The sequence below is a fragment of the Mycobacterium sp. 852002-51057_SCH5723018 genome (assembly GCF_001667035.1).
Lineage (GTDB): Bacteria > Actinomycetota > Actinomycetes > Mycobacteriales > Mycobacteriaceae > Mycobacterium.
Genome location: NZ_LZIR01000086.1, coordinates 34,555 through 59,383, shown reverse-complemented (window position 1 = coordinate 59,383; position 24,829 = coordinate 34,555). Strand labels below are relative to the sequence as shown.

General features: G+C 68.6%; 27 protein-coding genes and 1 pseudogene. 14 read left to right on the top strand and 14 right to left on the bottom strand.

The features are described 5' to 3' along the window. The coding region (locus A5764_RS18815; protein WP_197501625.1) for a glycosyltransferase at nucleotides 1-203 on the bottom strand (203 nt) is incomplete at its 3' end. A gap of 78 nt (nucleotides 204-281) precedes the next feature. Here A5764_RS18815 and A5764_RS18810 point away from each other — a divergent pair. Next, nucleotides 282-1,208, top strand: a complete 927-nt coding sequence (locus A5764_RS18810; RefSeq protein WP_067115378.1) for a cation diffusion facilitator family transporter — start codon at nucleotides 282-284, stop codon at nucleotides 1,206-1,208. Here A5764_RS18810 and A5764_RS18805 read toward each other — a convergent pair. The 4 genes from A5764_RS18805 to A5764_RS18790 all read right to left on the bottom strand — a co-directional run bounded on the left by A5764_RS18805 (nucleotide 1,201) and on the right by A5764_RS18790 (nucleotide 3,672). Continuing rightward, complete coding sequence (locus A5764_RS18805; protein ID WP_067115341.1) at nucleotides 1,201-1,833, bottom strand: hypothetical protein; 633 nt, start codon at nucleotides 1,831-1,833, stop codon at nucleotides 1,201-1,203. The genes A5764_RS18810 and A5764_RS18805 overlap by 8 nt on opposite strands. Before the next feature lie 101 nt (nucleotides 1,834-1,934). After that, nucleotides 1,935-2,885 carry an alpha/beta fold hydrolase gene (locus tag A5764_RS18800; RefSeq protein WP_067115375.1) on the bottom strand — a complete coding sequence of 317 codons (951 nt, stop codon included), beginning with the start codon at nucleotides 2,883-2,885 and terminating at the stop codon, nucleotides 1,935-1,937. A gap of 11 nt (nucleotides 2,886-2,896) precedes the next feature. Next, complete coding sequence (locus A5764_RS18795) at nucleotides 2,897-3,322, bottom strand: DUF2834 domain-containing protein (RefSeq protein ID WP_067115338.1); 426 nt, start codon at nucleotides 3,320-3,322, stop codon at nucleotides 2,897-2,899. Between the two features lie 8 nt (nucleotides 3,323-3,330). Further along, a complete protein-coding gene (locus A5764_RS18790; protein ID WP_067115334.1) occupies nucleotides 3,331-3,672 on the bottom strand; it encodes a DUF732 domain-containing protein in 342 nt (113 codons plus the stop codon). Between the two features lie 59 nt (nucleotides 3,673-3,731). On the opposite strand from A5764_RS18790, the gene A5764_RS18785 reads away from it, so the two are divergent. After that, nucleotides 3,732-4,280: a hypothetical protein gene (locus tag A5764_RS18785; protein WP_067115332.1), complete on the top strand. Its 549-nt coding sequence runs from the start codon at nucleotides 3,732-3,734 to the stop codon at nucleotides 4,278-4,280. Here A5764_RS18785 and A5764_RS18780 read toward each other — a convergent pair. Beyond that, on the bottom strand, nucleotides 4,277-5,794 hold the full coding sequence (locus tag A5764_RS18780; protein ID WP_082951787.1) for a sodium:alanine symporter family protein: 1,518 nt from the start codon (nucleotides 5,792-5,794) through the stop codon (nucleotides 4,277-4,279). The genes A5764_RS18785 and A5764_RS18780 overlap by 4 nt on opposite strands. Before the next feature lie 113 nt (nucleotides 5,795-5,907). Continuing rightward, complete coding sequence (locus A5764_RS18775) at nucleotides 5,908-6,234, bottom strand: DUF732 domain-containing protein (RefSeq protein ID WP_082951786.1); 327 nt, start codon at nucleotides 6,232-6,234, stop codon at nucleotides 5,908-5,910. A gap of 109 nt (nucleotides 6,235-6,343) precedes the next feature. Here A5764_RS18775 and A5764_RS18770 point away from each other — a divergent pair, with 109 nt between their 5' ends. The 3 genes from A5764_RS18770 to A5764_RS18760 are packed head-to-tail and all read left to right on the top strand — an operon-like array spanning nucleotide 6,344 to nucleotide 8,097. Further along, nucleotides 6,344-7,081: a Clp protease N-terminal domain-containing protein gene (locus A5764_RS18770; RefSeq protein ID WP_067115329.1), complete on the top strand. Its 738-nt coding sequence runs from the start codon at nucleotides 6,344-6,346 to the stop codon at nucleotides 7,079-7,081. Nucleotides 7,082-7,102: 21 nt separating this feature from the next. Next, nucleotides 7,103-7,609 (top strand): hypothetical protein, encoded by a 507-nt coding sequence (locus tag A5764_RS18765; RefSeq protein ID WP_156664757.1) that lies wholly within the window; start codon nucleotides 7,103-7,105, stop codon nucleotides 7,607-7,609. Beyond that, entirely contained in the window at nucleotides 7,597-8,097 is a 501-nt protein-coding gene (locus A5764_RS18760; RefSeq protein ID WP_067115322.1) for an N-acetyltransferase, read from the top strand. Before A5764_RS18765 ends, A5764_RS18760 begins: the two co-directional genes overlap by 13 nt. Here the strand turns inward: A5764_RS18760 and zapE are convergent. Further along, nucleotides 8,075-9,185: pseudogene (zapE, locus tag A5764_RS18755) on the bottom strand (cell division protein ZapE). The gene A5764_RS18760 and the pseudogene zapE sit on opposite strands and share 23 nt — an antisense overlap. Here zapE and A5764_RS18750 point away from each other — a divergent pair. From A5764_RS18750 to msrB, 4 genes are read left to right on the top strand one after another with little or no spacing between them, the layout of a single operon-like run. Continuing rightward, entirely contained in the window at nucleotides 9,184-9,927 is a 744-nt protein-coding gene (locus A5764_RS18750; protein WP_067115316.1) for a pyrimidine reductase family protein, read from the top strand. The pseudogene zapE and the gene A5764_RS18750 sit on opposite strands and share 2 nt — an antisense overlap. Further along, the gene (locus A5764_RS18745) at nucleotides 9,924-11,501 is read left to right on the top strand and encodes an alpha/beta hydrolase (RefSeq protein WP_156664756.1); all 1,578 of its coding nucleotides are present in this window, start codon (nucleotides 9,924-9,926) and stop codon (nucleotides 11,499-11,501) included. The genes A5764_RS18750 and A5764_RS18745 overlap by 4 nt, the downstream gene beginning before the upstream one ends. 19 nt (nucleotides 11,502-11,520) lie before the next feature. Next, nucleotides 11,521-12,831, top strand: a complete 1,311-nt coding sequence (gene aftC / locus A5764_RS18740) for an arabinofuranan 3-O-arabinosyltransferase (RefSeq protein WP_067115356.1) — start codon at nucleotides 11,521-11,523, stop codon at nucleotides 12,829-12,831. Then, nucleotides 12,828-13,253: a peptide-methionine (R)-S-oxide reductase MsrB gene (gene msrB / locus A5764_RS18735; protein ID WP_067115310.1), complete on the top strand. Its 426-nt coding sequence runs from the start codon at nucleotides 12,828-12,830 to the stop codon at nucleotides 13,251-13,253. The genes aftC and msrB overlap by 4 nt, the downstream gene beginning before the upstream one ends. Before the next feature lie 66 nt (nucleotides 13,254-13,319). Here msrB and A5764_RS18730 read toward each other — a convergent pair whose 3' ends face one another. The 5 genes from A5764_RS18730 to hemE all read right to left on the bottom strand — a co-directional run bounded on the left by A5764_RS18730 (nucleotide 13,320) and on the right by hemE (nucleotide 18,234). After that, nucleotides 13,320-14,168: an endonuclease domain-containing protein gene (locus A5764_RS18730; protein ID WP_067115308.1), complete on the bottom strand. Its 849-nt coding sequence runs from the start codon at nucleotides 14,166-14,168 to the stop codon at nucleotides 13,320-13,322. 168 nt (nucleotides 14,169-14,336) lie between these two features. Continuing rightward, nucleotides 14,337-15,089, bottom strand: a complete 753-nt coding sequence (locus A5764_RS18725) for a class I SAM-dependent methyltransferase (protein WP_067115306.1) — start codon at nucleotides 15,087-15,089, stop codon at nucleotides 14,337-14,339. Between the two features lie 18 nt (nucleotides 15,090-15,107). Continuing rightward, nucleotides 15,108-15,803, bottom strand: coding sequence for a hydrogen peroxide-dependent heme synthase (gene hemQ / locus A5764_RS18720; RefSeq protein WP_067115304.1), 696 nt, complete (start codon nucleotides 15,801-15,803; stop codon nucleotides 15,108-15,110). A gap of 5 nt (nucleotides 15,804-15,808) precedes the next feature. Continuing rightward, complete coding sequence (locus A5764_RS18715; RefSeq protein ID WP_067115302.1) at nucleotides 15,809-17,161, bottom strand: protoporphyrinogen oxidase; 1,353 nt, start codon at nucleotides 17,159-17,161, stop codon at nucleotides 15,809-15,811. After that, nucleotides 17,158-18,234: a uroporphyrinogen decarboxylase gene (gene hemE / locus A5764_RS18710; RefSeq protein WP_067115300.1), complete on the bottom strand. Its 1,077-nt coding sequence runs from the start codon at nucleotides 18,232-18,234 to the stop codon at nucleotides 17,158-17,160. Before hemE ends, A5764_RS18715 begins: the two co-directional genes overlap by 4 nt. Before the next feature lie 52 nt (nucleotides 18,235-18,286). Here hemE and A5764_RS18705 point away from each other — a divergent pair, with 52 nt between their 5' ends. The 3 genes from A5764_RS18705 to A5764_RS18695 all read left to right on the top strand — a co-directional run bounded on the left by A5764_RS18705 (nucleotide 18,287) and on the right by A5764_RS18695 (nucleotide 21,082). Next, complete coding sequence (locus tag A5764_RS18705; protein WP_067115298.1) at nucleotides 18,287-19,093, top strand: enoyl-CoA hydratase/isomerase family protein; 807 nt, start codon at nucleotides 18,287-18,289, stop codon at nucleotides 19,091-19,093. A 98-nt stretch (nucleotides 19,094-19,191) separates the two neighbouring features. Next, entirely contained in the window at nucleotides 19,192-19,797 is a 606-nt protein-coding gene (locus tag A5764_RS18700; protein ID WP_067115296.1) for a DUF3000 domain-containing protein, read from the top strand. A 1-nt stretch (nucleotide 19,798) separates the two neighbouring features. Then, complete coding sequence (locus tag A5764_RS18695) at nucleotides 19,799-21,082, top strand: ribonuclease D (protein ID WP_067115293.1); 1,284 nt, start codon at nucleotides 19,799-19,801, stop codon at nucleotides 21,080-21,082. Here A5764_RS18695 and dxs read toward each other — a convergent pair. Further along, a complete protein-coding gene (gene dxs, locus A5764_RS18690) occupies nucleotides 21,079-22,992 on the bottom strand; it encodes a 1-deoxy-D-xylulose-5-phosphate synthase (protein ID WP_067115290.1) in 1,914 nt (637 codons plus the stop codon). The two genes, A5764_RS18695 and dxs, sit on opposite strands and share 4 nt — an antisense overlap. Nucleotides 22,993-23,049: 57 nt before the next feature. On the opposite strand from dxs, the gene A5764_RS18685 reads away from it, so the two are divergent. Both A5764_RS18685 and A5764_RS18680 read left to right on the top strand, forming a co-directional pair. Then, nucleotides 23,050-23,493, top strand: a complete 444-nt coding sequence (locus A5764_RS18685) for a CBS domain-containing protein (RefSeq protein WP_067115287.1) — start codon at nucleotides 23,050-23,052, stop codon at nucleotides 23,491-23,493. 43 nt (nucleotides 23,494-23,536) lie between these two features. Next, entirely contained in the window at nucleotides 23,537-24,826 is a 1,290-nt protein-coding gene (locus tag A5764_RS18680) for an ArsB/NhaD family transporter (protein WP_067115284.1), read from the top strand. Nucleotides 24,827-24,829 lie beyond the last annotated feature (3 nt).

The window sequence follows — 24,829 nt, the reverse complement described above, 5'->3', positions numbered from 1 at the left end:
GCGTGGATCGGATTCTGCGCATTAGGCCTCGGCGGGTCCGGCCCGAAGGCGACCGCCGCGAGCCCCGCCGACTCGACGAAGCCCAGCTTGTCGGGCGGCGCCGCCAGGCGCACGTCGTGACCTCGGCGCAGCAACTCCCGAGCGGCGGCCGCGCAGGGCTCGACATCACCCCGGCTTCCGTAGGCGGCCACCACGAATTTCATCGACGGAACCTAGCACTCTAGGGTGGCTGCGACCGCGTGACCGTGCACCGCGCCGCACGCGCGGGCATGCTTGACGGCATGCATGTCATTACCGGAGTCCGCGACCCGGCGGGGAGCTTTCCCCTCGAGACCACAGCTGACGATGCCCACGAGCGTCGCCAGGCCAACCGCGCCATCGCCGTCAGCGCCGTCGGATTGGCGCTGACCGGGCTCATCGAGCTGGCCATCGCGCTGGTATCGGGATCGGTCGCGCTGCTCGGCGACGCGCTGCACAACCTGTCGGACGTCTCGACCAGCGCCCTGGTGTTCGTCGGTTTTCGGGCATCCCGGAAAGTGCCCACCGAGCGATACCCGTACGGCTACGAACGCGCCGAGGACCTCGCCGGCATCGGCGTGGCCTTGGTGATTTGGGGCAGCGCCGCGGTCGCCGGATTCGAAAGCGTCACAAAGCTTCTCCGTCACGGCGGCACAGCCCACCTGGGCTGGGGAATCGCCGCGGCGGCCGTCGGCATCGCCGGCAATCAGCTGGTCGCCCGCTACAAGCTCACGGTGGGCCGGCGGATTCGTTCGGCGACCATGGTGGCCGATGCCAAGCATTCCTGGCTCGACGCCTTGTCCTCGGCGGGGGCCATGCTGGGGCTGGTCGGCGTAGCACTCGGGTGGGGTTGGGCCGACGCGGCCGCCGGCATCGCGGTCACCGGGCTCATCTGCCACGTCGGCTGGGAGGTCACCTCCGACATCGCGCACCGCCTGCTCGACGGCGTCGACACCGAAATCATCACGACGGCCGAATCCGCAGCCACCGCCGTTCCCGGGGTCACGCATGCGCACGCCCGCGCCCGCTGGACGGGGCGGACGCTGCGCGTCGAAGTGGAAGGCTTCCTCGATCCCGACACTCCGCTGGCGACGGCCGACGAGATTGGCCGGGACGTGGCTTCCGCGCTGGCGCCGCGGATTCCGGACATGCACCGCTTCACCTGGATCGCGCGGGCCGCGTCTAACTAGCGGGCAGTCCGCTCTTGATGGCGGCGTCCTGCTTCTTGCCGAGGTCCAGGACGAAGTCGGGTTGCACCGGGTCGTTGGGCGGGCTCTCGAACTCCAAGACGGTAAACACCTTGCCCTCGGTGAACATCACGATCGCTTTGGACTTCGACCCGTCCGGCGACGGCCCCACCGCCATCTGGCCGCCGGTACCGACGTCGGCCGGCGTCGGCGGCGCCTTCACGCTGAGCTCCTGAATCGCCTTGGCGCTCTGGTCGAGCGCCTGGGACGCCTGGCCCGGGTCGGGATAGACATAGATCGTGTCGTCGACCTTGCGGGTGCCGCCCTGGTTCATGAACACGCCTTCGGTTCCCGCCGGGTTGGGAACGGGCAGCGTCTGGCTCAGCGTGAAGGTGTCGCCGGGCACGACGATGTCGGTGGGCTTGATGAGCAAATTGCTGTAGTCGGAAGGCTGGGCGGGGACGCCGCTCGACGCCGGCGGCGCGGACGATGACGCAGCCGAGGCCGACGTCGTCGATGACGTGGTCGACGATGGGCTTGACGACTTGTTGCTTCCGCAGCCCGTGGCCGCGACGCCGATCACCAGGGTGCTAGCAGCCAGCCCGGCCGCCACCGCCGATACCTTCATCACCATTGACTCCTTCGGGGTGGTTGCATTTGCTAGTGCCCCGCGCAACATAGCCGAAGGGTGGCGCTGGCGCATGTCGAATAGCGCAAATGCTCGACGCGTCAGTGATCGATTTGCGAAGCCCGCTGAGGCGAAAACGATTCCACGACCTTGATCAGCTCGTCGGCCGCTTCCCAATTCAACAGGTGCCCCGCGTCGGGTACGGAAACGAGCCGGGCCCCGGGTATGCCCGCGGCCAGTCGGCGCGAATGGCTGGGCGGCGTCGTGCGGTCCGCGGTGCCGACCACCACCGCAGTCGGAATGGCGATTTCGCCCAGCCGCGGGTAACGGTCTTCGCGCGAAAAGGCTTGCACGATCGGCAGCAACGGGCCGTGTTCGTCGAGGTGCTGGTTGAAAAACTCCATGAAAACCGAGATCATCGCCGGCGACGGGCGCTTTCCGCACTGTGCTGCGCCGAACAGCACCGCGATCGTCTTGTTGCGGATCAGCCGTTGCAGGATGCCGTATTGCAGCAGCGGGATTTGTAGTCGATTCTGCGGCGCCCCATCCAGGACGCGGCCCGCCCAGGTGGCGAACAACACCAGCCCGCGCAGCCGCCGCGCCAGATAGGGGTGGTCGAGCACCGCGCGAATGGTGACGAATCCGCCCATGGAGTGCCCGACCAGCACGCCATCGTCGACGTCGAAGTGCTCGAGGACCGCGGCAAGGTCGGCCGCCATCGGCCCGGACCCGATCCCGTCGGCGCCCAGCGTGGACAGTCCGTGGCCGCGCTGATCGAAGGCGATGACGCGAAAACCTTTGGCCTGCAGCTCATCCCATACCAGGTTCCACTCGAGGATCCGGGCTGTGTAGCCGTGGACCAAAATCACCGGCGGTCCCTGCCCGGCGACCAATGCGTGCAGCACCGTCCCGTCGGGGCGGTCGATCCGGACGTGTTCACCCTGCGGCACGGCGGTGAGCCGTTCGCGGGGAAACGGATTGGGGTTCTGCTGGATCGCCCGGACGGCCGCGCGCGCCGCGCCCCACGCCGCCAAGCCGGTCGCACCGGCCATCGCCGTGCCCTTCACGGCACGTCAATCCAAATGGTCAGTGCCCCAAACGCAACCGCGAGCACGGCGAGCAGGACCGTGTCGGCCGCGTGCAGGCGCGGTGGCTCGGAGGCGCCCAACCGTAATTCGCGGGCGATCAGGAAGAGGGGAAACGCCACGCTGATGGCGATGAAGTAGCACGCGGCGACGTAAGCCCACACGAAGCGCACCTTGTGCTTTCTGGCCTCGATCACCATCAGGATGACCACGGCGATGCCCAGCATGAGGGCGTCGGCGGTGATGTTCCTCGACGCCGCGGTGACCTTGGCGTCGCGCCAGAAGTTGACGAAGAAATCGGTGGGGCTGTGGACGTAGGCGACGGTCTGGCTCCAGCACGCGATCAGCGCCGCCACCGCGATCACCCCGTAGATGACGCATAGCACTTTGCGCGACGTCGGCATGTCTGGGATCAATCGCCGACCGCGCCCTCCGGCTTGGGGCCGCGGCCCTCGCCGGTGATGTACTTCGGGCAATAGGCACCCACCGCGATCACCGTGAACTTCGCGGCGCCGTTGCCGGTGAAACCGTTGCGCTGCTGCAGGTTCCCGAGAATTTCCTCTTCCGTCGACCCGGTGTCTTCCAGCTCGCACACGGTTTTGCCCGCCGATATCGCGGCGGCCGGATCCTGGTAGGAGATTCCCGCGAATTTGAGGGCGGACAGGAAGTCCGCGTCCACGCCGTCATCCGCATACGCGGGCGCCGCCAGGCCGATCACCGCAGCGAAGCCCGCCAAGGCCAAAAAGACTCTCATGACCCCCCGAGCCTTCCAGAACGGCGGCCGCTCCGCATCCCAGCCCCTAGGTTAAAGGGGTGGTCGCCACCCTCATCATTCTCGACGTCTTCGTCGGCATCCTTGCGCTACTTGGGCTCATTGCCGTGTGGAACCAGGTGCGGGCGCGACAGCGAACGGCAGGCACGAAAGGCGTCGTGCTGGTGAGCGAACGCCTGCAGCCGCGCCGCCGAAACATCGCCCGATTCCAGACGACCCTGCGGATCGTCGGCCCGGTGGTGCGCTACGACGTCGCCCTCGACCTAGAAGCCGACGGCTCGCGATTCGAGGCGTCCCCGGCCCAGCCCGCGACCCGGCCATCGATGGGCTGCGACGACGAGGAATTGTCGTGGACCTTCGAGGTTCCCGACGACGACGTCGACCGACTATGGGTGGTCGTCTCCTGGTTGGAGGCGCGCGGCTACGACCTTCGACCGGCCGCGATTACGCGTCAGCTGAGCACCTCGGAGACCTATGTGTGGAAGTGGTATCTCGGACGGCTCGGCGGGTGGCGCAGCCAACGAACCGCGACGGCACCGACAGCGGTGTTTCCGGCGGTGAGGAGTCGGCCCAAGGGTGAGCAGAGCTAAGCGGCGGGCGCGCGGGACAGCTTGAACGACGGCCGGCGCAACCGCGACGACTCGGGTAGCTCGCCGACCGGTCGGTGCTCCGGTGCCTCCCAGATGTCGCCACCGAGCACCCCGGGCAGGCCGGCTTCGCTGGCGACGAAGACGGGATGGCTGCCCTCGGCTGACTGACGGTGGAAATCCCTGACCGCCGCGAACGCCCACTTGCCCAGCAGGCAAATCGCGACCAGGTTGACGATGGCCATCAGGGCCATCGCCAGATCGGCCAGCGCCCACACCAACGTGAGCTGAGACATCGCGCCGACGGCGATCGCCGCCAGCGTCACCACCTTCAGCACGTTGATCGAAAGCCGCCGGCCACCAAGGAAGAACACGTTGGCCTCCGCACACACGTAGTTGCTGAGCACAGAGGCAAACGCGAAGACGAAGACGACGGTCGTCATCAATACGGTGGTCCACGAACCGAGGCCGGCGGCGATCGCCGACTCCGTCAGGCTTGCGCCGGCAACCGAACCCGGGTGGGCCGGGTCGTAGACGCTTGGACCCGACATCAGCACGATGAACGCGGTCGCCGTGCAGATCACCATGGTGTCGACGAAGACGGCGAGCGACTGAATCAGGCCCTGCTCCACCGGATGTGACACAGTCGCGGCGCCCGCGATGTTCGGCGAACTACCCATCCCGGCCTCGCAGGCGAACAGGCCCCGCTTGACCCCGATCAGCATCACCGTAGCGATGCCGCCGGCGAAACCGCCTGCCATTTGCCGGATTCCGAACGCGCCACCGATGATTTCCTGAAGCACCGCCGGCAACGCGCTGACATTGACGGCGACGATCGCCAACGCGAGCAACGCATACACCAGCGCCACGACCGGAAGGACCCGTTCGGCGAACTTGGCGACGCTGCGGATCCCGCCGAACAGCACCGGCGCCGCGAGTGTGGCCAACCCCGCTGTCGTCCAGCCGATTCCGACACCGTGCGATGATTTCAACACGCCGCTGATCGCGTTGGTCTCCACCATGTTGAACGCGGTCGAAAAGGTGAACACCAGCAGCATGGCGAAGACGACGCCGCCCGCCCGCGAGCGCAGGCCGCCCTGGATGTAGAAGGCGGGGCCGCCGCGGAAGGTGCCGTCCGGGGAGCGCACCTTGAAAATTTGCGCCAGGGTGGCCTCGATCAACGCGGTCGCCATGCCGACCGCGGCCACCACCCACATCCAGAAGATCGCGCCGGGACCACCGACGGTGAGGGCGATCGCCACGCCGGCGATGTTCCCCGTGCCCACGCGCGACGCCAGGCCGACGCAGAAGGCCTGAAAAGACGAGATCCCACCCTCTTGGCGGTGGGATCTGCCTAGCTGGCGGATCATGCGCCTGAAGTATCGGACCTGAATGAATCGGGTGCGCACCGTGAAATAAATGCCGACACCTATGAGCAGGTAAACGAGGACGTGGCTATTCAGGAGATTGCTGAGCGGATCGACAAACTGCGCCTGAACGAAGTCCAAATCTCCCATCCTCTTCAAGCCGGCCGGCGGTTAATCGCAGGAGCGTATGCAGGAAATGTTGACGACATGTTTCGTTAACCGTGCGTTGGTCGCCGGGATTGTAAAAATCCGATGACGAGCGGTTATGACCCCGGATTGCCGCTCGTCGTCGACAACGCTTGGGGGCAGTAAACATTGGCAGCGATCGCGGTGAACCGGGCGGCGTTGTCCCCGTGCAATCCCGCGTTCTGAGACTGGATCGTCTTGACGACGTCCGCCATTTGCGTCCCCTGGCCGACGGCCTGGCACACCCATTTCCCGGCCGCTACGACCCGGGCCGGGTCGGGAAATGTGATGCCGGCCGCATGGAGCGAGACGAGGAATGCGTCGTCGTTGCTGTCGGCGCGCGCGGGCACCGCCATGCCGACTATGGCGGCAAGGCTTGTCAGCGTCAGGACCAGCGGCTTCACGGCCCACTGATGGTCGCAGAGCGGCGGCCGGGCCGCATCTCGAGCGACATGTCGGATAGCGTCAACCAACGGTTGACAGCCGGAGGGCCGTCAACTTAGAGTTGACGGCATGTCCGATCCGACACCCGTCGCCTACCCCGTCCGCCTCGACGAGCTGATCAACGCCATCAAACGGGTGCACAGCGACGTGCTGGACCAGCTCGCGGACGCCGTCCTGGCCGCCGAGCACTTGGGCGAGGTCGCCGATCACCTGATCGGGCACTTCGTCGACCAGGCCCGCCGCTCGGGTGCCTCCTGGACCGACATCGGCAAGAGCATGGGCGTCACCAAACAGGCCGCCCAGAAGCGGTTCGTGCCCCGCGCCGAGGCCACCACCCTGGACCCGGAACAGGGCTTTGGACGCTTCACGCCGCGGGCGCGCAATGCGGTGGTCGCCGCCCAGAACGCCGCCCACGACGCTGCCAATTGCGAGATCACTCCCGATCACTTGTTGCTCGGCGTACTCGGCGATCCCGCCGCACTGTCCAGCGTCTTACTGGGTCGGCAGAACGTCGACGTCGACACCTTGCGCGCCGCGGTGACCCTGCCGCCGGCCTGTGCCGAGCCACCGGAACTCATCCCGTTCAGCGGACCGGCCCGCAAGGCCCTCGAGCTGACCTTCCGCGAGGCACTTCGCCTCGGCCACAACTACATCGGCACCGAACACATGCTGCTGGCCTTGCTCGAGCTTGAAGACGGGGCCGGGCCGCTGCACCGGGCCGGCGTCGACAAGGACCGCGTCGAGGCCGACCTGATCGCCGCGCTCGACGCACTCACCAGCAGCAAGAACCCCTCCCCTTCGCCGTAGCGCGTGTGCGATCATGCGATGGTGCGCCGCTGGCTGATCGTTCTGTCCGCCCTTCTCGTCGCCGCGGCGGGCCTCACCGCTCCCCGCGCCCGGGCAGGAGACGCGCCGATCGGTCACATCGGCGACACCCTTCGGGTGGATACCGGCACCTATGTCGCCGACGTCACCGTCAGCGGCGTGGCCCCCGTCGACCCGCCGCCGGGATTCGGCTACACGCGCGAAGGCACCTTTAGGGGTTTCCCGGGCAGCACGGTTGACCGGGCCGACGTGACGGTCCGCGCCGTCCGGGTGCCGAATCCGTTCATCATGGCGACCACTTTCAGCTTCGACGGTGTGACCCCCTACGCCGACGCCTACAAGCCGCGGCCGTCGGATGCGCCCGACGCGCTGGACAACGTGCTCGTCAACGCGCCGAACGGGGCGATCGTGCGCGGCGGAGTCTATTGGGACGCCTACCGGGATCCGGTCTCCACGGTGGTCCTGCTGGACAAAAAGACGGGCTACCACCTCGCGCAGTGGAATCTGTAACGCTGGCGACGGGTTCGGCCGACGCCGACGAACTGGCCGCCGTTGCCGCACAAACCTTTCCGTTGGCATGCCCGCCCTCGACTCCTGCGGAGGATATCGCGTCGTTCATCGACGCCCACCTGTCGGCAGGACGCTTCGCGGACTACCTCGCCGACCCCCGCCGTGCCATCATCACCGCGGCCCACGACGGCCGAATCATCGGTTACGCCATGCTGATTCGCGACGCCGCCGGCAACACCGCCGAGCTGTCGAAGATCTACGTGCTGCCCGACCACCACGGCACCGGCGCCTCGACCGCCCTGATGGACCGCGCGCTGGCCACCGCCGAATCGTGGGGCGTGCGCTGCGTGTGGCTGGGCGTCAACCAGGCAAACCAACGCGCCCAACGCTTCTACGCCAAGAGCGGCTTCAACGTCAACGGCACCAGGACTTTTCAGGTGGGCACCCGCCTCGAGAACGACTACCTCATGGTTCGCGAGCTTGGCTGACGCCTGCGTGCCCCATCGATGTCAAGGCCAACAGTCGTGACGTCGCCCGCAGGTACTTCTTTCGATACCCGCCGGCCAGCATCTCCTCGCTGAAGACGGTGTCCAGCTTGGCACCGGACGCCACCACCGGGATGCCGGCGTCATAGAGCCGGTCGGTCAGCGCCACCAGCCTCAGCGCGACGTTTTGGTCGTCGATGCCGTGCACGCCGGTCAAAAACACCGCCGTCACGCCCTCGATCAGCGTCAGGTACCGCGACGGATGCATGGTGGCCAGGTGCGCGCACAGCGCGTCGAAATCGTCGAGCGTCGCCCCGTCGACCGCGGCGGCGCGTGCGGTCACTTCCGCGTCCGACAGCGGCTGCGGCGCCGGCGGCAGGCCGCGGTGCCGGTAGTCCGGGCCCTCGATCCGCACGGTGGTGAAAATGCTTGCCAGCGTGTTGATTTCGCGCAGGAAGTCCTGGGCGGCGAAGCGGCCCTCGCCGAGCTGCTCGGGCAGCGTGTTGGAGGTGGCGGCCACCGAGACCCCCCGCTCGACCAGCGACGAGAGCATCCGCGAAATCAGCGTGGTGTTACCGGGATCGTCGAGCTCGAATTCGTCGATGCACACCGCGGTGTAGTCGGCCAGCATGTCGATGCACTCGACGTAGCCGAACACCCCGGCGAGCTGGGTGAGCTCACCAAATGTGGCGAACGCCTTGGGAGTTGGGGGCTGCGGCCCCTCCCCGGGCAGCTGGTAGTAGGACGAGGCCAGCAGGTGGGTCTTCCCCACGCCGAAGCCGCCGTCGAGGTAGAGCCCTACGCCGGGCAACACCTCGCGCCTGCCAAACAGTTTGCGCCGGCCGGCCCGGCGTTCCACGGCCTGCCGGCAGAAGTCCTGGCAGGCGACGACGGCGGCGGCCTGGGTCGGTTCGGCGGGGTCGGGGCGATACGTCGCAAAGCTGACGTCGGCGAACGTTGGCGGCGGCCGCAATTGAGCGATCAGCCGCTCCGGCGACACGCTGGGATGCCGATCCACCAGGTGAGCCACCGCGGCGGAAGCGGACCCGTGCATGCACCGAACTGTAGCGGCGTGCTGCAATCGAGCTCATGCTGACGCTGCTCGGGTCGATCCGCGAACTCGACAACGGCGAACTCCCCCGGCTCTACGCCTACCCGGAGCGGGACGGCCCGTGGGTGCGCGCGAACTTCATCACCAGCGTGGACGGCGGCGCCACCGCCGACGGCAAGAGCGGTGGCATGGGAGGACCCGGCGATCGGCTCATCTTCGAGCTGCTGCGGGAACTTGCCGACGTCATCGTGGTCGGCGCGGGCACGGTGCGCATCGAGGGCTATTCCGGCGCGCAGCTGGGCGCCGCAGATCGCCAGCGGCGGCAGGCCCGCGGTCAGGGCGAGCTTCCGCCGCTGGCCATCGTCACCAAGTCGGGTCGCCTCGACCGCGACATGGCGGTGTTCACCCACACCGAGGTGCCTCCGCTGGTGCTCACCTGCACGGCGGCGGCCGAGGAGACGCGCCGCCGGCTCTCCGGGTTGTGCGAGGTGATCGACTGCTCGAGTGGCGATTCCGGCCAGGTCGACGAGGCGGCCTTGCTGGCGGTCCTCGCGGGCCGCGGCATGCGCCGCGTGCTGACCGAAGGCGGGCCGACCTTGCTCGGGGCGTTCATCCAGCACGACCTGCTCGACGAGCTGTGCCTGACCATGGCGCCCTACGTCGTCGGCGGCCTGGCCCGGCGCATCGCGACCGGACCCGGCCAGCTGCTGACCCGGATGCGCCGCGCCCACATCCTGAGCGACGACGCCGGCTACTTGTACGCCCGCTACGTCAAGGCATAGCTACTGTGGTCGGCATGAGTCGGCAGCTGGCGTCCGCGACGGTCCTGGTCGCGGTGACCACATTGCTGGCCGGCTGCGTCCCGGGCCTGGCCGCGGACCCGCGCTTCGCCACCAACTCCGGCGCCAAACCGCAGGGGGTGGCCACCACCAAGCCCCCGCCCAGCGGCCCGCCGCCGATCGCCGCGCCCAAGAACGACCTGTCCTGGCACGACTGCACGTCACGCGTCTTCGGCGACGCCGCCGTCCCCGCCAAGCCGGGCGTCCAGCTGGATTGCGCGACCTACGACACCGACCTCGACCCCGCGGGCGGCGGGGCCGGGACCCTGAGCATCGGCGTGGTCCGCGCGCGGTCGGACCAGACCCCGCGCGACGCCGGCCCGCTCGTCTTCACCACCGGCTCCGACCTGCCGTCGTCGGCGCAATTGCCGGTGTGGCTGGCCCGGGGCGGTACCGACGTGCTGCAGACCCACCCCATCGTCGCCGTCGACCGCCGCGGCATCGGGATGTCGAGCCCGATCGACTGCCGCGACCAGCTCGACCGCCAGGCCATGCGCGACCAAGCGCAATTCCAGCCTGGCGACGACCCCGTCGCCAACCTTTCCGAAATCTCGAACACCGCCACCACCAACTGCAGCGACGCCATCGCGCCTGGCGCCTCCGACTACGACAGCTCCCACGCCGCCTCCGACATCGAGCGGCTGCGCAGCCTTTGGGACGTGCCCGCGGTCGCGCTGGTCGGGATCGGCAACGGCGCCCAGGTGGCGCTGGCCTACGCCGCGTCGCGGCCCGACCGGGTGGCCCGGCTGATCCTCGACTCCCCGGTTGCGTTGGGCGTCAACGCCGAAGCGGCCGCCGAGCAACAGGTCAAGGGCCAGCAGGCCGCGCTCGACGCGTTCGCCGCCCAGTGCGTCGCGGTGAACTGCGCGCTGGGCCCGGACCCGAAGGGCGCCGTCAGCGCGCTGCTGGCCGACGCCCGCGCAGGCAAGGGGCCCGGCGGCGTACCAGTAGCCTCAGTGGTCAACGCGATCACCGTCGCGTTGGGCTTCCCGTCCGGCGGGCGCGTCAACGCCACCACCAGCCTGGCGAGCACCCTGGCGGCCGCCCGCTCCGGCGACGCCAGCCAGCTCAACAACCTGATCAATCACGCCTTCGCCGTCAACGACTCCGACGGCCAGTTCGTCAACTTCTGCAGCGACGCGGTCAACCGCCCGACCCCCGACCGGGTGCGCGAGCTCGTGGTGGCGTGGGGGAAGCTCTATCCGCAATTCGGCACCGTCGCGGCGCTCAACTTGGTCAAATGCGTGCACTGGCCCGTTATTTCGCCGCCGGCGGCCCCGAAGGACCTCAAGATCGACGTCCTGCTGGCCGGAGTGCAGAACGACCCGATCGTCGGCATGGAAGGCGTCGCGGCGACGGCCGCCACCATCATCAACGCCAACGCGGCCAGCAAGCGGGTGATGTGGCAGGGCATCGGTCATGGCGCCAGCATTTATTCGCCGTGTGCGGTGCCGCCGCTGATCGGCTACCTCAACAGCGGCAAGCTGCCGGCAACCGACACGTACTGTCCCGCCTGAGACTTCGCGATTGGGCCCGGTGTACGGTGCGCTGGTGACCGCAGCTGACTCGACCCGAACCGGCCTGCGCGAATCGATCCTGGCCCCGTTTCGTCCCCGCACCAGCGCGCCGAGCGCGGCGACGGTATTGCGATCGGCGCTGTGGCCGCTGGCGATTCTCTCGGTGCTGCACCGCAGCATCGTGCTCACGCTCAACGGCAACATCACCGACGACTTCAAACCGGTCTACCGCGCGGTGAACAACTTCCGCCACGGCCTGGACATCTACAACGAGCACTTCGACTACGTCGACCCGCACTACCTGTACCCGCCCGGCGGCACGCTCCTGATGGCGCCCTTCGGGTATCTGTCCTTCACACCGTCGCGCTATCTGTTCATCCTGATCAACACCGTGGCCATCCTGCTCGCCTGGTACCTGCTGCTGCGACTGTTCAAGTTCACGCTGTCCTCGGTGGCCGCGCCCGCCCTGCTGCTGGCGATGTTCTGCACGGAGACGGTGACCAGCACGCTCGTCTTCACCAACATCAACGGCTGTGTCCTGCTGGCGGAGATACTGTTCTTGTGGTGGCTGCTCGACCGCAAAGTCGGCCGTCAATGGTGGGCAGGCGTCGCGATCGGGCTGACACTCACACTCAAACCCCTGCTCGGGCCGCTGTTGTTGCTGCCCCTGCTGAACCGGCAGTGGCGGGCAGTGGTGGCCGCGATCGTGGTTCCGGTGGTGATCAACCTGGCCGCGCTGCCGCTCGTCAGTCACCCGATGGACTTCTTCACCAAAACGCTGCCGTACATCGGAGGGACCCGGGATTACTTCAATAGCTCGATCGAGGGCAACGGGGTGTATTTCGGCCTGTTCACGTGGCTGATCGTGTTCCTGCGGATCATGTTCACGCTGCTTGCGATTGGCGCGCTGTGGCTGCTGTACCGCTACTACCGCACCCGCGACCCGCTGTTCTGGTTCACCACCTCGTCGGGCGTGCTGCTGCTGTGGTCGTGGCTGGTGCTGCCGCTGGCCCAGGGCTACTACTCGATGATGCTGTTCCCGTTCCTGATGACCGTCGTGCTGCGCAACTCGCTGATCCGTAACTGGCCGGCGTGGCTGGGGATCTACGGCTTCCTGACGCTGGACGACTGGCTGATTTACCGGTACATGAGGTACGGCCGCGCGCTGCACTACCTGAAGATCACCTACGGCTGGTCGTTGCTGCTGATCGTGGCGTTCACCGTGCTGTGCTTCCGTTACCTCGACGCCAAGGCCGAGAACCGGCTGGACGGCGGCATCGATCCGGCGTGGCTGACGCCCGAGCGTGAGCGGGCTAACGTGGACGCATGACCTCCTCTGACACGTCGCGTCCCAAGGTGCAACTGTCTGATGACGAGTGGCGTAAGAAACTCAACCCGCAGGAGTTCGACGTGCTGCGCCGCGCCGGCACCGAGCGGCCGTTCACCGGCGAATACACCGACACCAAAACCGAAGGCATCTACCAATGCCGGGCATGCGGGGCCGAATTGTTCCGCAGCACAGAGAAATTCGAGTCACACTGCGGCTGGCCGTCGTTCTTCGACCCCGCCAACTCCGACGCGGTGATCCTGCGGACCGACCACTCGATGGGCACGACGCGCACCGAGGTGCTGTGCGCCAATTGCCACAGCCACCTGGGCCACGTTTTCACCGGCGAGGGCTACCCGACGCCGACCGATCAGCGTTACTGCATCAACTCGATCTCGCTGCGGCTGGTGCCGGCGGGCGCCTAGCGTCGACTGGGTTCCCCCGCGACACATAACCAGTTGTGAAGACACGCTGGAGCGCGTCGCAACCAGTTATGTGGCGCGGCATCCGCGACGAATGAGCGCCTCGCGCACGCGTCGGATGACGTCGTCCGGCTTGTCCTCGGCGATCACCCGGATGACGATCCAGCCAAGCGCGTCGAGCTTGCGCATCCGCCACTGGTCTCGGGCGTACTGGCGGCGGCTCGTGCGGTGCTGGTCACCGTCGTATTCGGCGCCCACCTTGTATCTCTCCCAACCCATGTCCAGCACGCCGACCGTTCGCCAGTTCTCATTCACCGGTATCTGTGTCTCGGGAGCCGGCAATCCGGCATCGATCAGCAAGAGTCGCAGCCAAGTCTCCTTCGGCGACGCGGCACCCGCATCGACAAGCGGTAGTGCCGTGCGTAGCCGCCGCAGGCCCCGCGCACGCGGGTACCGCTTGGCCAGCAGCAACACCTCCTCGACACAAAACGGCGTCGCCCGCATCAAAGCATCGAGCCGCGCGACCGCTTCGTCTCTGGGCAGTTGCCTGGCCAAGTCGAACGTCGTCCGAGCGAGAGTGGTCACCGGTAGAGCCGCGACACGGGTGACCTCGTCGGGCTCGACTCGCTGATTACGGGTGATGACGCCGACCGGAGCATGCTGATTGCGCCAGATCAATTCGATGGGCTCGTCGTCGTCGATCCAATTCGAGCCGTGCAATGCCGCAGCCGCGAGCCCCGCCACGACACCGCGTCTGCCTGACCACAGCCACGCTGCGGCGGTACGGGTCCGAAGCGACAGCGGCGAGCGCTCCGCCAGGTAAACGTCGGGATAGATCGCGCGGAACCCGGTCCGCAGCTGGTATGGCGTAAGCCGCCCCTGCCGCACGGCCTCGCTGCCTCTGAACACGTCGTCCACACGACGAAAGACGCCCCCGCCCACAGCACGGATCCACCAGACATTAACCGCTGCGACACTTTTCGGCGTGTCGTCGCAGACGTTTATGTGTCGCGGCGCGAGGCGCGAGGCGCGAGGGTCGCGGCGCGAGGCGCGAGGCGCGAGGCGCGCAGCGCGAGGCGCTGTAACTCAGTCCACGCGCGTGGCGTGCACTTCCCAGAACGGCGCGTGCACCCGGCCGCCCTCCAGCCACGGCTCCATGGCCCGGAACCGTTCCAGCATGGGCTGCACCTGGTCGGCCAGGTCGGGGTTGCGCGCCGCCATCATCTCGATCGTCTCGGTGCTGAGGTTGACCAGATAGGTGGTCGGGCCCAGGTAGGTGATCTCCCAGCCGCCGGCCGGCAGCACGTCACGAAAGTCGCTCTCGGATAGCGACCGCATCATCTTGAAGCCGTTGACGTCGTGCTCGCCGAACTCGAACATGTAGAGCCGCGCGCCGGGCTTGGTCGCCCGGTGCAGCGCCCGCACGTAGGACCGCTGGAGCTCCGCATCGGTGCTGAACACGTGGTAGAAGGCGCAGTCGACGACGGTGTCGAACCGGTTGTCGAGTCCCTCCAGCTTGGTGGCGTCGGCCAATTCGAAGTTCACCGACACCCCGGACTTGCGCGCGTTGTCCCGCGCCCGCTCCAACGCGCCCGCCGACCCGTCGATCCCGGTCGCCGAGTAGCCCTTGGAGGCGTAGTAGATCGCGTGGTGCCCTGGCCCGGTGCCGGGGTCGAGCACCTCGCCCTTGACCGCGCCGAGCGCGACCAGCCTCTGCACCACCGGCTGCGGACCGCCGATGTCCCACGGCGTGGCCGCGGGCAGGCCGTGCGACAGCCGTTCGTCGCGGTACATCTCCTCGAAACGGGTGGGGTCAGTCGGGTCGAATTGGGTCGTCATGTTCCCTTCATTTCCGGTTTACGGCAGCGAACTCACCAACTGCTCGACGGGCACGCGAGGCCCGGTGAAAAACGGCGTCTCCGCGCGGGTATGCCGACGGGCGTCGGTGGCGCGCAGCTCACGCATCAGGTCGACGATGCGGTCCAGTTCGGGGGCCTCGAAGGCCAGGATCCATTCGTAGTCGCCCAGCGCGAACGCCGGCACCGTGTTGGCGCGGACGTCCTTGTACTCGCGGGCGGCCATGCCGTGCTCGGCGAGCATGCGGCGGCGTTCCTCGTCAGGCAGCAGGTACCACTCGTAGGAACGCACGAACGGATACACGCAGATGTAGGCGCCGGGCTCCTCGCCGGCCAGGAACGCCGGGATGTGGCTCTTGTTGAACTCGGCCGGCCGATGCAGCGCCACGCTGCTCCACACCGGCACGCAGGCCCGCCCCAGTGTGGTCGTGCGCCGGAAGTCCGCGTAGGTGGCCTGCAGCGCCTCGACGCGCTCGGCGTGGGTCCAGATCATGAAGTCGGCGTCGGCGCGCAGGCCCCCCACGTCGTAGAGGCCGCGCACCACGACACCGCGCTCCTCCTGCAGCTTGAAAAAAGTTGATGCGTCGTCGATCACGGCGTCGCGTTCCTGGCCGAGCTCACCGGGCCGCACGGAGAACACCGAGAACATCAGGTAACGCAGCTGTGAGTTCAGGGCGTCATAGTCGAGCTTGGCCATGGAACCTATCGTGCCACTTCCGCGTCGAGCGCCTCGATCGCGCGCCCGGCTGACCCGATGCACGCGGGTACGCCGATGCCGTCCAGATAGCTGCCCGCCACGGCGATCCCCGGCGGCAGGCCGGCGCGCACCTCGGCGACCACCGCGGCGTGGCCGGGGCCGTACTGCGGCATCGCGTCGAACCAGCGCTGTACGCGGGCGTCGACGGGATCGACGGTCAACCCGAAGACTGCGGCGAGATCCTCGACCGCCCAGGCCAGCAGCTCGTTGTCGGACGCGGTACGGGCCAGGTCGTCACCGAACCGCCCGAACGACAGCCGCAGCAGCTGGGTGTCCCCGCGCTCGCCCCATTTTCTGGAAGACAGGGTGACGGCCTTGGCCCGCAACGGCTCACCGGTGGCCACCAGCACGCCCGAAGACTGCGGGAAGGGGGTGTCGGCGGGCACGGCGAGCGCCACCACCACCGCCGACGCGCTCGCGATCCGGTCCGCCGCCGCCGACGAACGCGGCGCGATGTGCCGGACGAGGACCGCCAACCGAGGCGCCGGGATGGCCAGGATCACCGCGTCGGCGTGCCAGCGGGCGCCCGTGTCGTCCAACAGCGACCAGCCCGGTTCGGCGGGGTCGAGCCGTTGCACCGCGGCGCGGACCCACCGCGGCCGGCCGCGCTCGACGAGCTCGTCGATCAGCACCCGGTAGCCGCCGTCGATGGCCCCGAACACCGGCGCGCCGGTCGACGGCGGCAACCCCTGCCGGACCGCGTCGGTCAGGCTGCGGGCACCGCGATCCAATGCCGCCGCCACGCTGGGGGCCGCCGCGCGCAAACCGATCGTCGACGCGGAACCCGCATACACCCCGCTCAGCAGCGGGTCTACCGACCGGGCCACCGTCTGCTCGCCGAACCGCTCCCCCACCAGCTCGGCCACCGCGGGGTCGCCGCCGGACTCCCAGCCGAAGGGGCGACCGGGTTCCGCCTCGATCCGCGCGACCGTCGCCTCGTCGACCAATCCGGCAATCGCGGCGGCCGACGACGGAATCCCGACGACCGTGCCCGCCGGCAGCGGGCGCAAGCCTTGCTGGCTGTAGATCAGGGGCCGGGCGCCAGTGGTCGACAGCTGGCGTCCCGACAGGCCCAGCTCGGCCAGCAGCGCCGGCATCTCGGGCCGGCGCAGCACGAACGCCTCGGCCCCGACGTCCATCGGGCGCCCGCCGACCACCTCGGTGCGCAACACCCCGCCCAGCCGGTCGCCCGGCTCGAACAGCGTGATCGTCGCGTCGTCACCGGCGGCCGCGCGCAGCCGGTACGCGGCCGTGAGTCCCGAAATCCCGCCGCCCACAACGCAATACGAAGAGGTCATAGCGAGTGGATCAACGCCACCACGTCGGTCAGCACGCCGGGATCGGTCTCCGGCAGCACCCCGTGGCCGAGGTTGAAGACGTGCCCGGTCGCGCCGGCGCGGACGGCGCGGCGGCCTTCGGTCACCACGGCCCGCGCGGCGTGTTCGGCCACCTCCCAGCCGGCCAGCAGCACCACGGGATCGAGGTTGCCCTGCAGCGCGGTACCGGGTTCGACCCGGGCGGCGGCGTCGACCAGGGACGTGCGCCAGTCCACCCCGACCACGGTGGCCTGTCCGGGCTTCATGCCGCACTTCAGCGCCGCCGACATCGCGCCCAGCAGTTCGGCGGTCCCCACCCCGAAATGCGTCATGGGCACGCCGTATTCGGCAAGGGTGGCGAACACCCGGGAGCTGTGCGGCAGCACGTAGTGGCGGTAGTGGGCCAGCGACAGCGTCCCCGCCCACGAGTCGAACATCTGGATGGCGTCCACCCCGGCCTCGATCTGGCTGCGCAGGAACGCGACGGTCAGGTCGGTGAGCTTCGACATCAGCTCGTGCCAGCTGGCGGGTTCGGCCAGCATCATCGCCTTGGCGCGGGCGTGGTTGCGGCTGGGGCCGCCCTCGACCAGGTAGGACGCCAGCGTGAACGGCGCACCCGCGAAACCGATCAGCGGAACGTCGCCCAGCTCGGCGACCAGCAGCGACACCGCCTCGGCCACCGGCTGAATCGCTTGTGCCTCAAGGGGTTTCATCGCTTCGATGTCGGCGTCGGTGCGCACCGGGTGCGCGATCACGGGGCCGACGTCGGCGACGATGTCCAACTCGACGCCCGCGGCGCGCATCGGTACCACGATGTCGGAGAACAAGATCGCCGCGTCCACGCCGTAGCGGCGTATCGGCTGCAGCGTGATCTCACACGCCACCTCGGGCTCGAAGCACGCCTCGAGCATGCTGTGCCGTTCGCGCAGCGCCCGGTACTCCGGCAGCGCGCGGCCGGCCTGTCGCATGAACCACACCGGCACCTGAGCGGGCTGGCGTCCGGTGACGGCGGCCAGGTACGGCGACTCGGGAAGGTCACGACGAGGATTGTTCATTGGCCTCAATGCTGCCACGGCCGCATATCGGCGCTTGCGTAACATCAATCCGATGCCGGTCAACTACGACGAGTTCCCCAGCCTGCGGTGCGAACCCGGCGAGAACGGCGTCCTGACGCTGGTTCTCGACGCCCCGGGGCTGAATTCGGTGGGCCCGCAGATGCACCGCGACCTCGCCGACATCTGGCCGGTGATCGACCGCGATCCCGACGTGCGCGTGGTGCTGGTCCGCGGCGAGGGAAAGGTCTTCTCATCCGGCGGCAGCTTCGACCTGATCGAGGAAACCATCGGCGACTTCGAGGGCCGGATCCGCATCATGCGCGAGGCCCGCGACATGGTGCTCAACATGGTCAACTTCGACAAGCCCGTCGTCTCGGCGATCCGGGGACCCGCGGTGGGCGCCGGGCTGGTGGTGGCGCTGCTCGCCGACATCTCGGTCGCCGGACGCACCGCGCGATTCATCGACGGCCACACCAAGCTCGGGGTGGCCGCCGGTGACCACGCCGCGATCTGCTGGCCGCTGCTGGTCGGCATGGCCAAGGCGAAGTACTACCTGCTGACCTGCGAGACGCTGGTCGGCGAGGAGGCCGAGCGCATCGGGCTGGTCTCCAAGTGCGTCGACGACGACGAGGTCCTGGCGACGGCCACCCGCATCGCCGAGGACCTGGCGCAGGGCGCGCAGAACGCGATCCGCTGGACCAAGCACAGCCTCAACTACTGGTACCGCATGTTCGGCCCCGCCTTCGAGACGTCGCTGGGCCTGGAATTCGTCGGTTTCGGCGGCCCCGACGTACGGGAAGGCCTGGCCGCGCACCGCGAGAAGCGCCCGGCCCGATTTACCGGCGGAAGTGCGACCTGAGCAGGCCAAACACCGGCTACCGGACCCGGGTGCGCCCGGGTAACGGGTTGGTCGCGACGGGCGCGAAATTCGGCGCGCCTGTTTCGGCGTGTCGGGGGATGGGTCTAGCGTCGAACGCTGTGACAGGCTCTGCTGAACCGGCCCCGTTTCGCGAGGCGGTGGCGTCGATGAACGCCGTGACCGTGCGGCCGGAGATCGAGCTGGGGCCGATCCGTCCGCCGCAGCGGCTGGCACCGTTCAGCTATGCGCTGGGGGCCGAGGTCAAACACCCCGACCTCGAGATCGTCCCGGAGCGCTCCGAGGGCGACGCGTTCGGTCGACTGATCCTGCTCTATGACCCGGAGGGCGCCGACGCCTGGGACGGCAACATCCGCCTGGTCGCCTACATCCAGGCCGACCTCGACTCCAGCGAGGCCGTCGACCCCCTGTTGCCCGAGGTCGCATGGAGTTGGCTGGTCGATGCGCTTCAGGCCCGCCTCGAGCAGACCACCGCCCTGGGCGGCACGGTCACCGCCACCACGTCGGTGCGCTACGGCGACATCTCGGGGCCGCCACGGGCCCACCAGCTGGAGCTGCGCGCGTCGTGGACGGCGATCACCCCGGAGGTGGGGGCGCACGTCGAGGCGTTCTGCGAGGTGCTCGAGCACGCGGCGGGCCTCCCGCCGACCGGGGTCACCGACCTGAGCTCGCGGTCACGCGCCTGACATGGGCGAGGCGGGGGCCGCCGGGCCCAACAGCACCGTGCCCGGCAGCACCCAGCCCGAAGCCACCCCGCTCCTGCATCCAGCCGACGGGGTTCCCGATCTTTCCGTGTCGGTCCGGGAGATCGCGGCCGCCGCGCAGCGGCTCGACCGTGGGCGGGGACCGTTTGCCGTGGACGCCGAGCGGGCGTCGGGTTTCCGCTACTCCAACCGCGCCTACCTGATTCAGATCCGGCGGGCCGGCGCCGGCACGGTGCTCATCGACCCGGTCAGCCACGGCGGCGACCCGCTGACCGCACTGCGGCCGGTCGCCGAGGTGCTCGGCAGCGACGAATGGATCCTGCACTCCGCCGATCAGGACCTGCCCTGCCTGGCCGAGGTCGGCATGCGGCCGCCGGCGCTGTACGACACCGAACTCGCCGGGCGGCTGGCCGGGTTCGACCGGGTGAACCTGGCGACCATGGTCGAGCGGCTGCTGGGGCTCGGGTTGGCCAAGGGCCACGGCGCCGCCGACTGGTCCAAGCGGCCCCTGCCGCCCGAATGGCTCAACTACGCGGCCCTGGACGTCGAAGAGCTCATCGAGCTGCGCGCCGCGATCGCCGACGTGCTGGCCCAGCAGGGCAAAAGCGATTGGGCCGCACAGGAATTCGACTACCTGCGGAACGCCGGTTCCCGAGAGGCAGGCGCGGCGGCGCGACGGGAGCGCTGGCGCCGGACGTCGGGGATCCACCGGGTGCGCGATCGCCGGGGCCTGGCCGCGGTCCGCGAACTGTGGGCGGCGCGCGACCTCATCGCCCAGCGCCGCGACATCGCGCCGCGGCGCATCCTGCCGGATTCGGCGATCATCGACGCCGCGATCGCCAACCCGAAGACCGTCGAGGACCTGGTCGCGCTGCCGGTGTTCGGGGGGCGCAACCAGCGCCGCAGCGCGCAGATCTGGCTGGCGGCGCTGGAGGCAGCGCGGCAAAACGAGGACCCGCCGGAGGAGGCCGAGGCGCCGAACGGGCCGCCGCCCCCGGCGCGGTGGAGCAGGCGTAAACCGGAGGCCGCCGCGCGGCTGGAGGCGGCCCGGACGGCGCTGGGCGAGGTGTCGCAGCGGGTGGCGGTGCCCACCGAAAACCTGGTCGCCCCCGACCTGGTGCGGCGGCTGTGCTGGGACTGGGAGGGCGCGCCGGACCCCCTCGAGGCGGTCGACGCGTTTCTGCGCGCCGGCCAGGCGCGGCCGTGGCAGCGCGAACTCGTGGACCCGGCGCTCGCCCGAGCGCTGCAGCCGCCGGCGACCGGCTAATCCATTTGCTCGCTGATCTGCGGCTCGGTCAGCGGGCTGCCCAGCGCGGCGACCCAACCGGTGACGCGACGGGCCACGTCCTGGTCGGTCAGCCCGAGGTCGGCCAGCACCTCGCCGCGCGAGGCGTGCTGGTAGAAATCCTGCGGCAGCCCGACGTCGCGGCAGGGCGTGTCGATCTCGGCGCGCCGCAGCGCGGCCGACACCGCCGAGCCGACCCCGCCGTTGACGCCGTTGTCCTCGCACGTGACGACCAGCTTGTGCTGGCAGGCCAGCCCGAGCACGGCGTCGGACACCGGAAGCACCCAGCGCGGGTCGATCACCGTCACGCCGATTCCCTGGTTGTGCAGCCGCTTGGCCGCCGCCAGCGCCATCGGCGCGAACGCGCCGATCGCGACGATCAGCACGTCTTCGTTCAGCCCGGGCGCGGGCACCGCGAGCACGTCGATACCCGACCGCCGCTCTAGGGCCGGAATGTCTTCGCCCACATCGCCTTTCGGGAACCGAATCGCCGTCGGGCCGTCACCCACGTCGAGGGCCTCGCCGAGCTCTTCGCGCAGCCGGGTCGCGTCGCGGGGTGCGGCCACCCGGATGCCGGGCACGATGCCCAGCATCGACAGGTCCCACATGCCGTTGTGGCTGGCGCCGTCGTTGCCGGTGACCCCGGCGCGGTCGAGCACCATGGTGACGGGCAGCCTGTGCAGCGCCACGTCCATCATGATCTGGTCGAAGGCCCGGTTGAGGAACGTCGAATAGATGGCCACCACGGGGTGCATGCCGCCCATCGCCAGCCCGGCCGCCGACGTCATCGCGTGCTGCTCGGCGATGCCCACGTCGAACAGGCGGTCCGGGAACTGTTTGCCGAACGCCGTCAGCCCGGTGGGGCCGGGCATGGCCGCCGTGATCGCGACGATGTCGCGGCGCTTCCTGCCGTAGGCGATGAGCGCGTCGGAGAACGTCGCGGTCCAGCCCGGACCGGCGATCTTGGTGGACTGGCCGGTGGCCGGGTCGATCACCCCGCAGGAGTGCATCTGTTCGGCCTCGTCGTCCTCGGCCGGACCGTACCCCATGCCCTTGCGGGTGACGACGTGCACGATCACCGGGCGCCCGAAGCCGCGGGCGTGGCGCAGCGCGACCTCGACCACGCGCTCGTCGTGACCGTCGACCGGACCGACGTACTTCAGGCCGAGGTCGGTGAACAGCAGCTGCGGTGACAGCGAGTCCTTGATGCCGGCCTTGACGCTGTGCATGAAGCGGTAGGCGATCTTGCCGAAAAGCGGCATCGAGCGCACCACGTCGCGGCCCTTTTCCAGCAGGTGTTCGTAGGCCGGCTGGAGCCGCAGCGACGCCAAATGGTCGGCGACGCCGCCGATCGTGGGCGCGTAGCTACGGCCGTTGTCGTTGACGACGATGATCACAGGGCGGCGCGAGGCGGCGATGTTGTTCAGCGCCTCCCAGCACATGCCGCCGGTCAGCGCGCCGTCGCCGACCACCGCCACGACGTGCCGGTTGCGGTGCCCGGTCAGCTCGAACGCCTTGGCCAGCCCGTCGGCGTAGGACAGGGCCGCGCTGGCGTGGCTGGACTCCACCCAGTCGTGTTCGCTCTCCGCGCGCGACGGATACCCCGAGAGGCCGCCCTTCTTGCGCAGGCCCTCGAAGTCGTGGCTGCGCCCGGTCAGCATCTTGTGCACGTAGGCCTGGTGGCCGGTGTCGAAGATGATCGGGTCGTGGGGTGAGTCGAACACCCGGTGTAGCGCCAGCGTCAGCTCGACGACGCCCAGATTGGGTCCCAGGTGTCCCCCGGTGGCAGCGACCTTGTGAATCAGGAACTCGCGGATCTCGCCGGCCAGATCGCTGAGCTGCTGTTGGGAAAGGTGCTGCAGATCGGCGGGGCCGCGGATCTGTTCCAGCATCCCGACAGTCTACGCAGCGACCGCCTCATCACTAGTTCGCCGACGTATTGTCTCCCTATGCGCGCCGCGGAACTCGCCGAGGAATTCCCGGTCGTCACCGTCGACTCCGATGCCCTCGATGCCGCCCGCCTGCTGGCCGAGCACAGCCTGCCCGGCATCGTCGTCACCGACCGGTCCGGAAAGCCCTTCGCGGTGCTGCCGGCGTCCCAGGTGGTCCGGTTCATCGTGCCGAAATACGTGCAAGACGACCCGTCGCTGGCCGGTGTGCTCAACGAATCCGTGGCCGACCGCGCCGCCGAGAAGCTGGGCGGCAAGACGGTCGGGGACATGCTGCCCGACCACCTGACCAACGTGCCGTCGGCGCAGGCGGACGACACGATCATCGAAGTGGCCGCGGTGATGGCGCGGCTGCGCAGCCCGCTGATCGCGGTGCTCAGAGACGAGCAATTGGCCGGCGTCATCACGGCGTCTCGTTTGTTGGCCGCGGCACTGAAACACTGAGTAGCACTGGTCCCCCAAAAGCCTTGAGCACACAGGACAATCGATGAGCGCCATCGCGGTCGTGGTGTTCGTCGTCGCCTATGCGCTGATCGCCACCGATCGCGTTCACAAGACAGCCGTGGCACTGGCGGGCGCAGCGATCGTCGTCGCCTTGCCGGTCATCAATTCCGACGACATCTTCTACTCGCATGACACCGGAATCGATTGGGATGTCATCTTTTTGCTGCTGGGCATGATGATCATCGTCAGCGTGCTGCGCCAAACCGGCGTGTTCGAGTACGTCGCGATCTGGTCGGCCAAGCGCGCCCGCGGCTCCCCGTTGCGAGTCATGATGCTGCTGGTGCTGGTCACCGCGATTGCGTCGGCCCTGCTCGACAACGTCACCACGGTGTTGTTGATCGCCCCGGTCACCCTGCTGGTGTGCGACCGGCTGGCGATCAATGCGGCACCGTTTCTGATGGCCGAGGCGTTCGCATCCAATATCGGCGGCACCGCGACGCTGATCGGCGACCCGCCCAACATCATCATCGCCAGCAAGGCCGGCCTGTCATTCAACGATTTCCTGATCCATCTCGCGCCGATCGTGGTGATCGTGATGGCCGTCCTGATCGCCTTGTTGCCGCGCCTGTTTCCCGGCGCGTTCACCGTCGATCCCGAGCGGGTCGCCGACGTGATGTCGCTGGAAGAGAAGGAGGCGATTCGCGATCGGAGGCTGCTGATCGCGTGCGGCATCGTGCTGGCGGCGGTGTTCGCCGCGTTCATCGCCCATTCGGCGCTGCACATGGCGCCCTCGATCGCGGCCCTGCTGGGCGCCGGCATTTTGATCGTGGTGTCGAGGCTGGAGCATTCCGATTACCTGTCCAGCGTCGAATGGGACACGCTGCTGTTCTTCGCCGGGCTGTTCATCATGGTCGGCGCGCTGGTGAAGACGGGCGTCGTCAAACACCTTGCGCACCTGGCGATCACCGCGACCGGCGGCAACGCCTTGTTGGCCACCATGGTGATCCTTGTCGCATCGCTATTGATCAGCGGCGTCGTCAACAACGTTCCGTACGCCGCGACGATGGCACCGATCGTCGCCGACCTGGTGCCGGCCCTCGGCGACCACGCCAACCCCGGGGTCTTGTGGTGGGCGCTTGCGCTTGGCACCGACTTCGGCGGCAACCTCACCGCCGTCGGCGCCAGCGCCAATGTCGTCATCCTCGGCATCGCCCGGCGCGCCGACAATCCCGTCTCCTTCTGGGAATTCACCCGCAAGGGCGCGGTCGTCACCGTGGTCTCCGCGGCGCTCTCGGCGCTGTACCTGTGGTTGCGGTATTTCGTGCTGAGCTGAGCC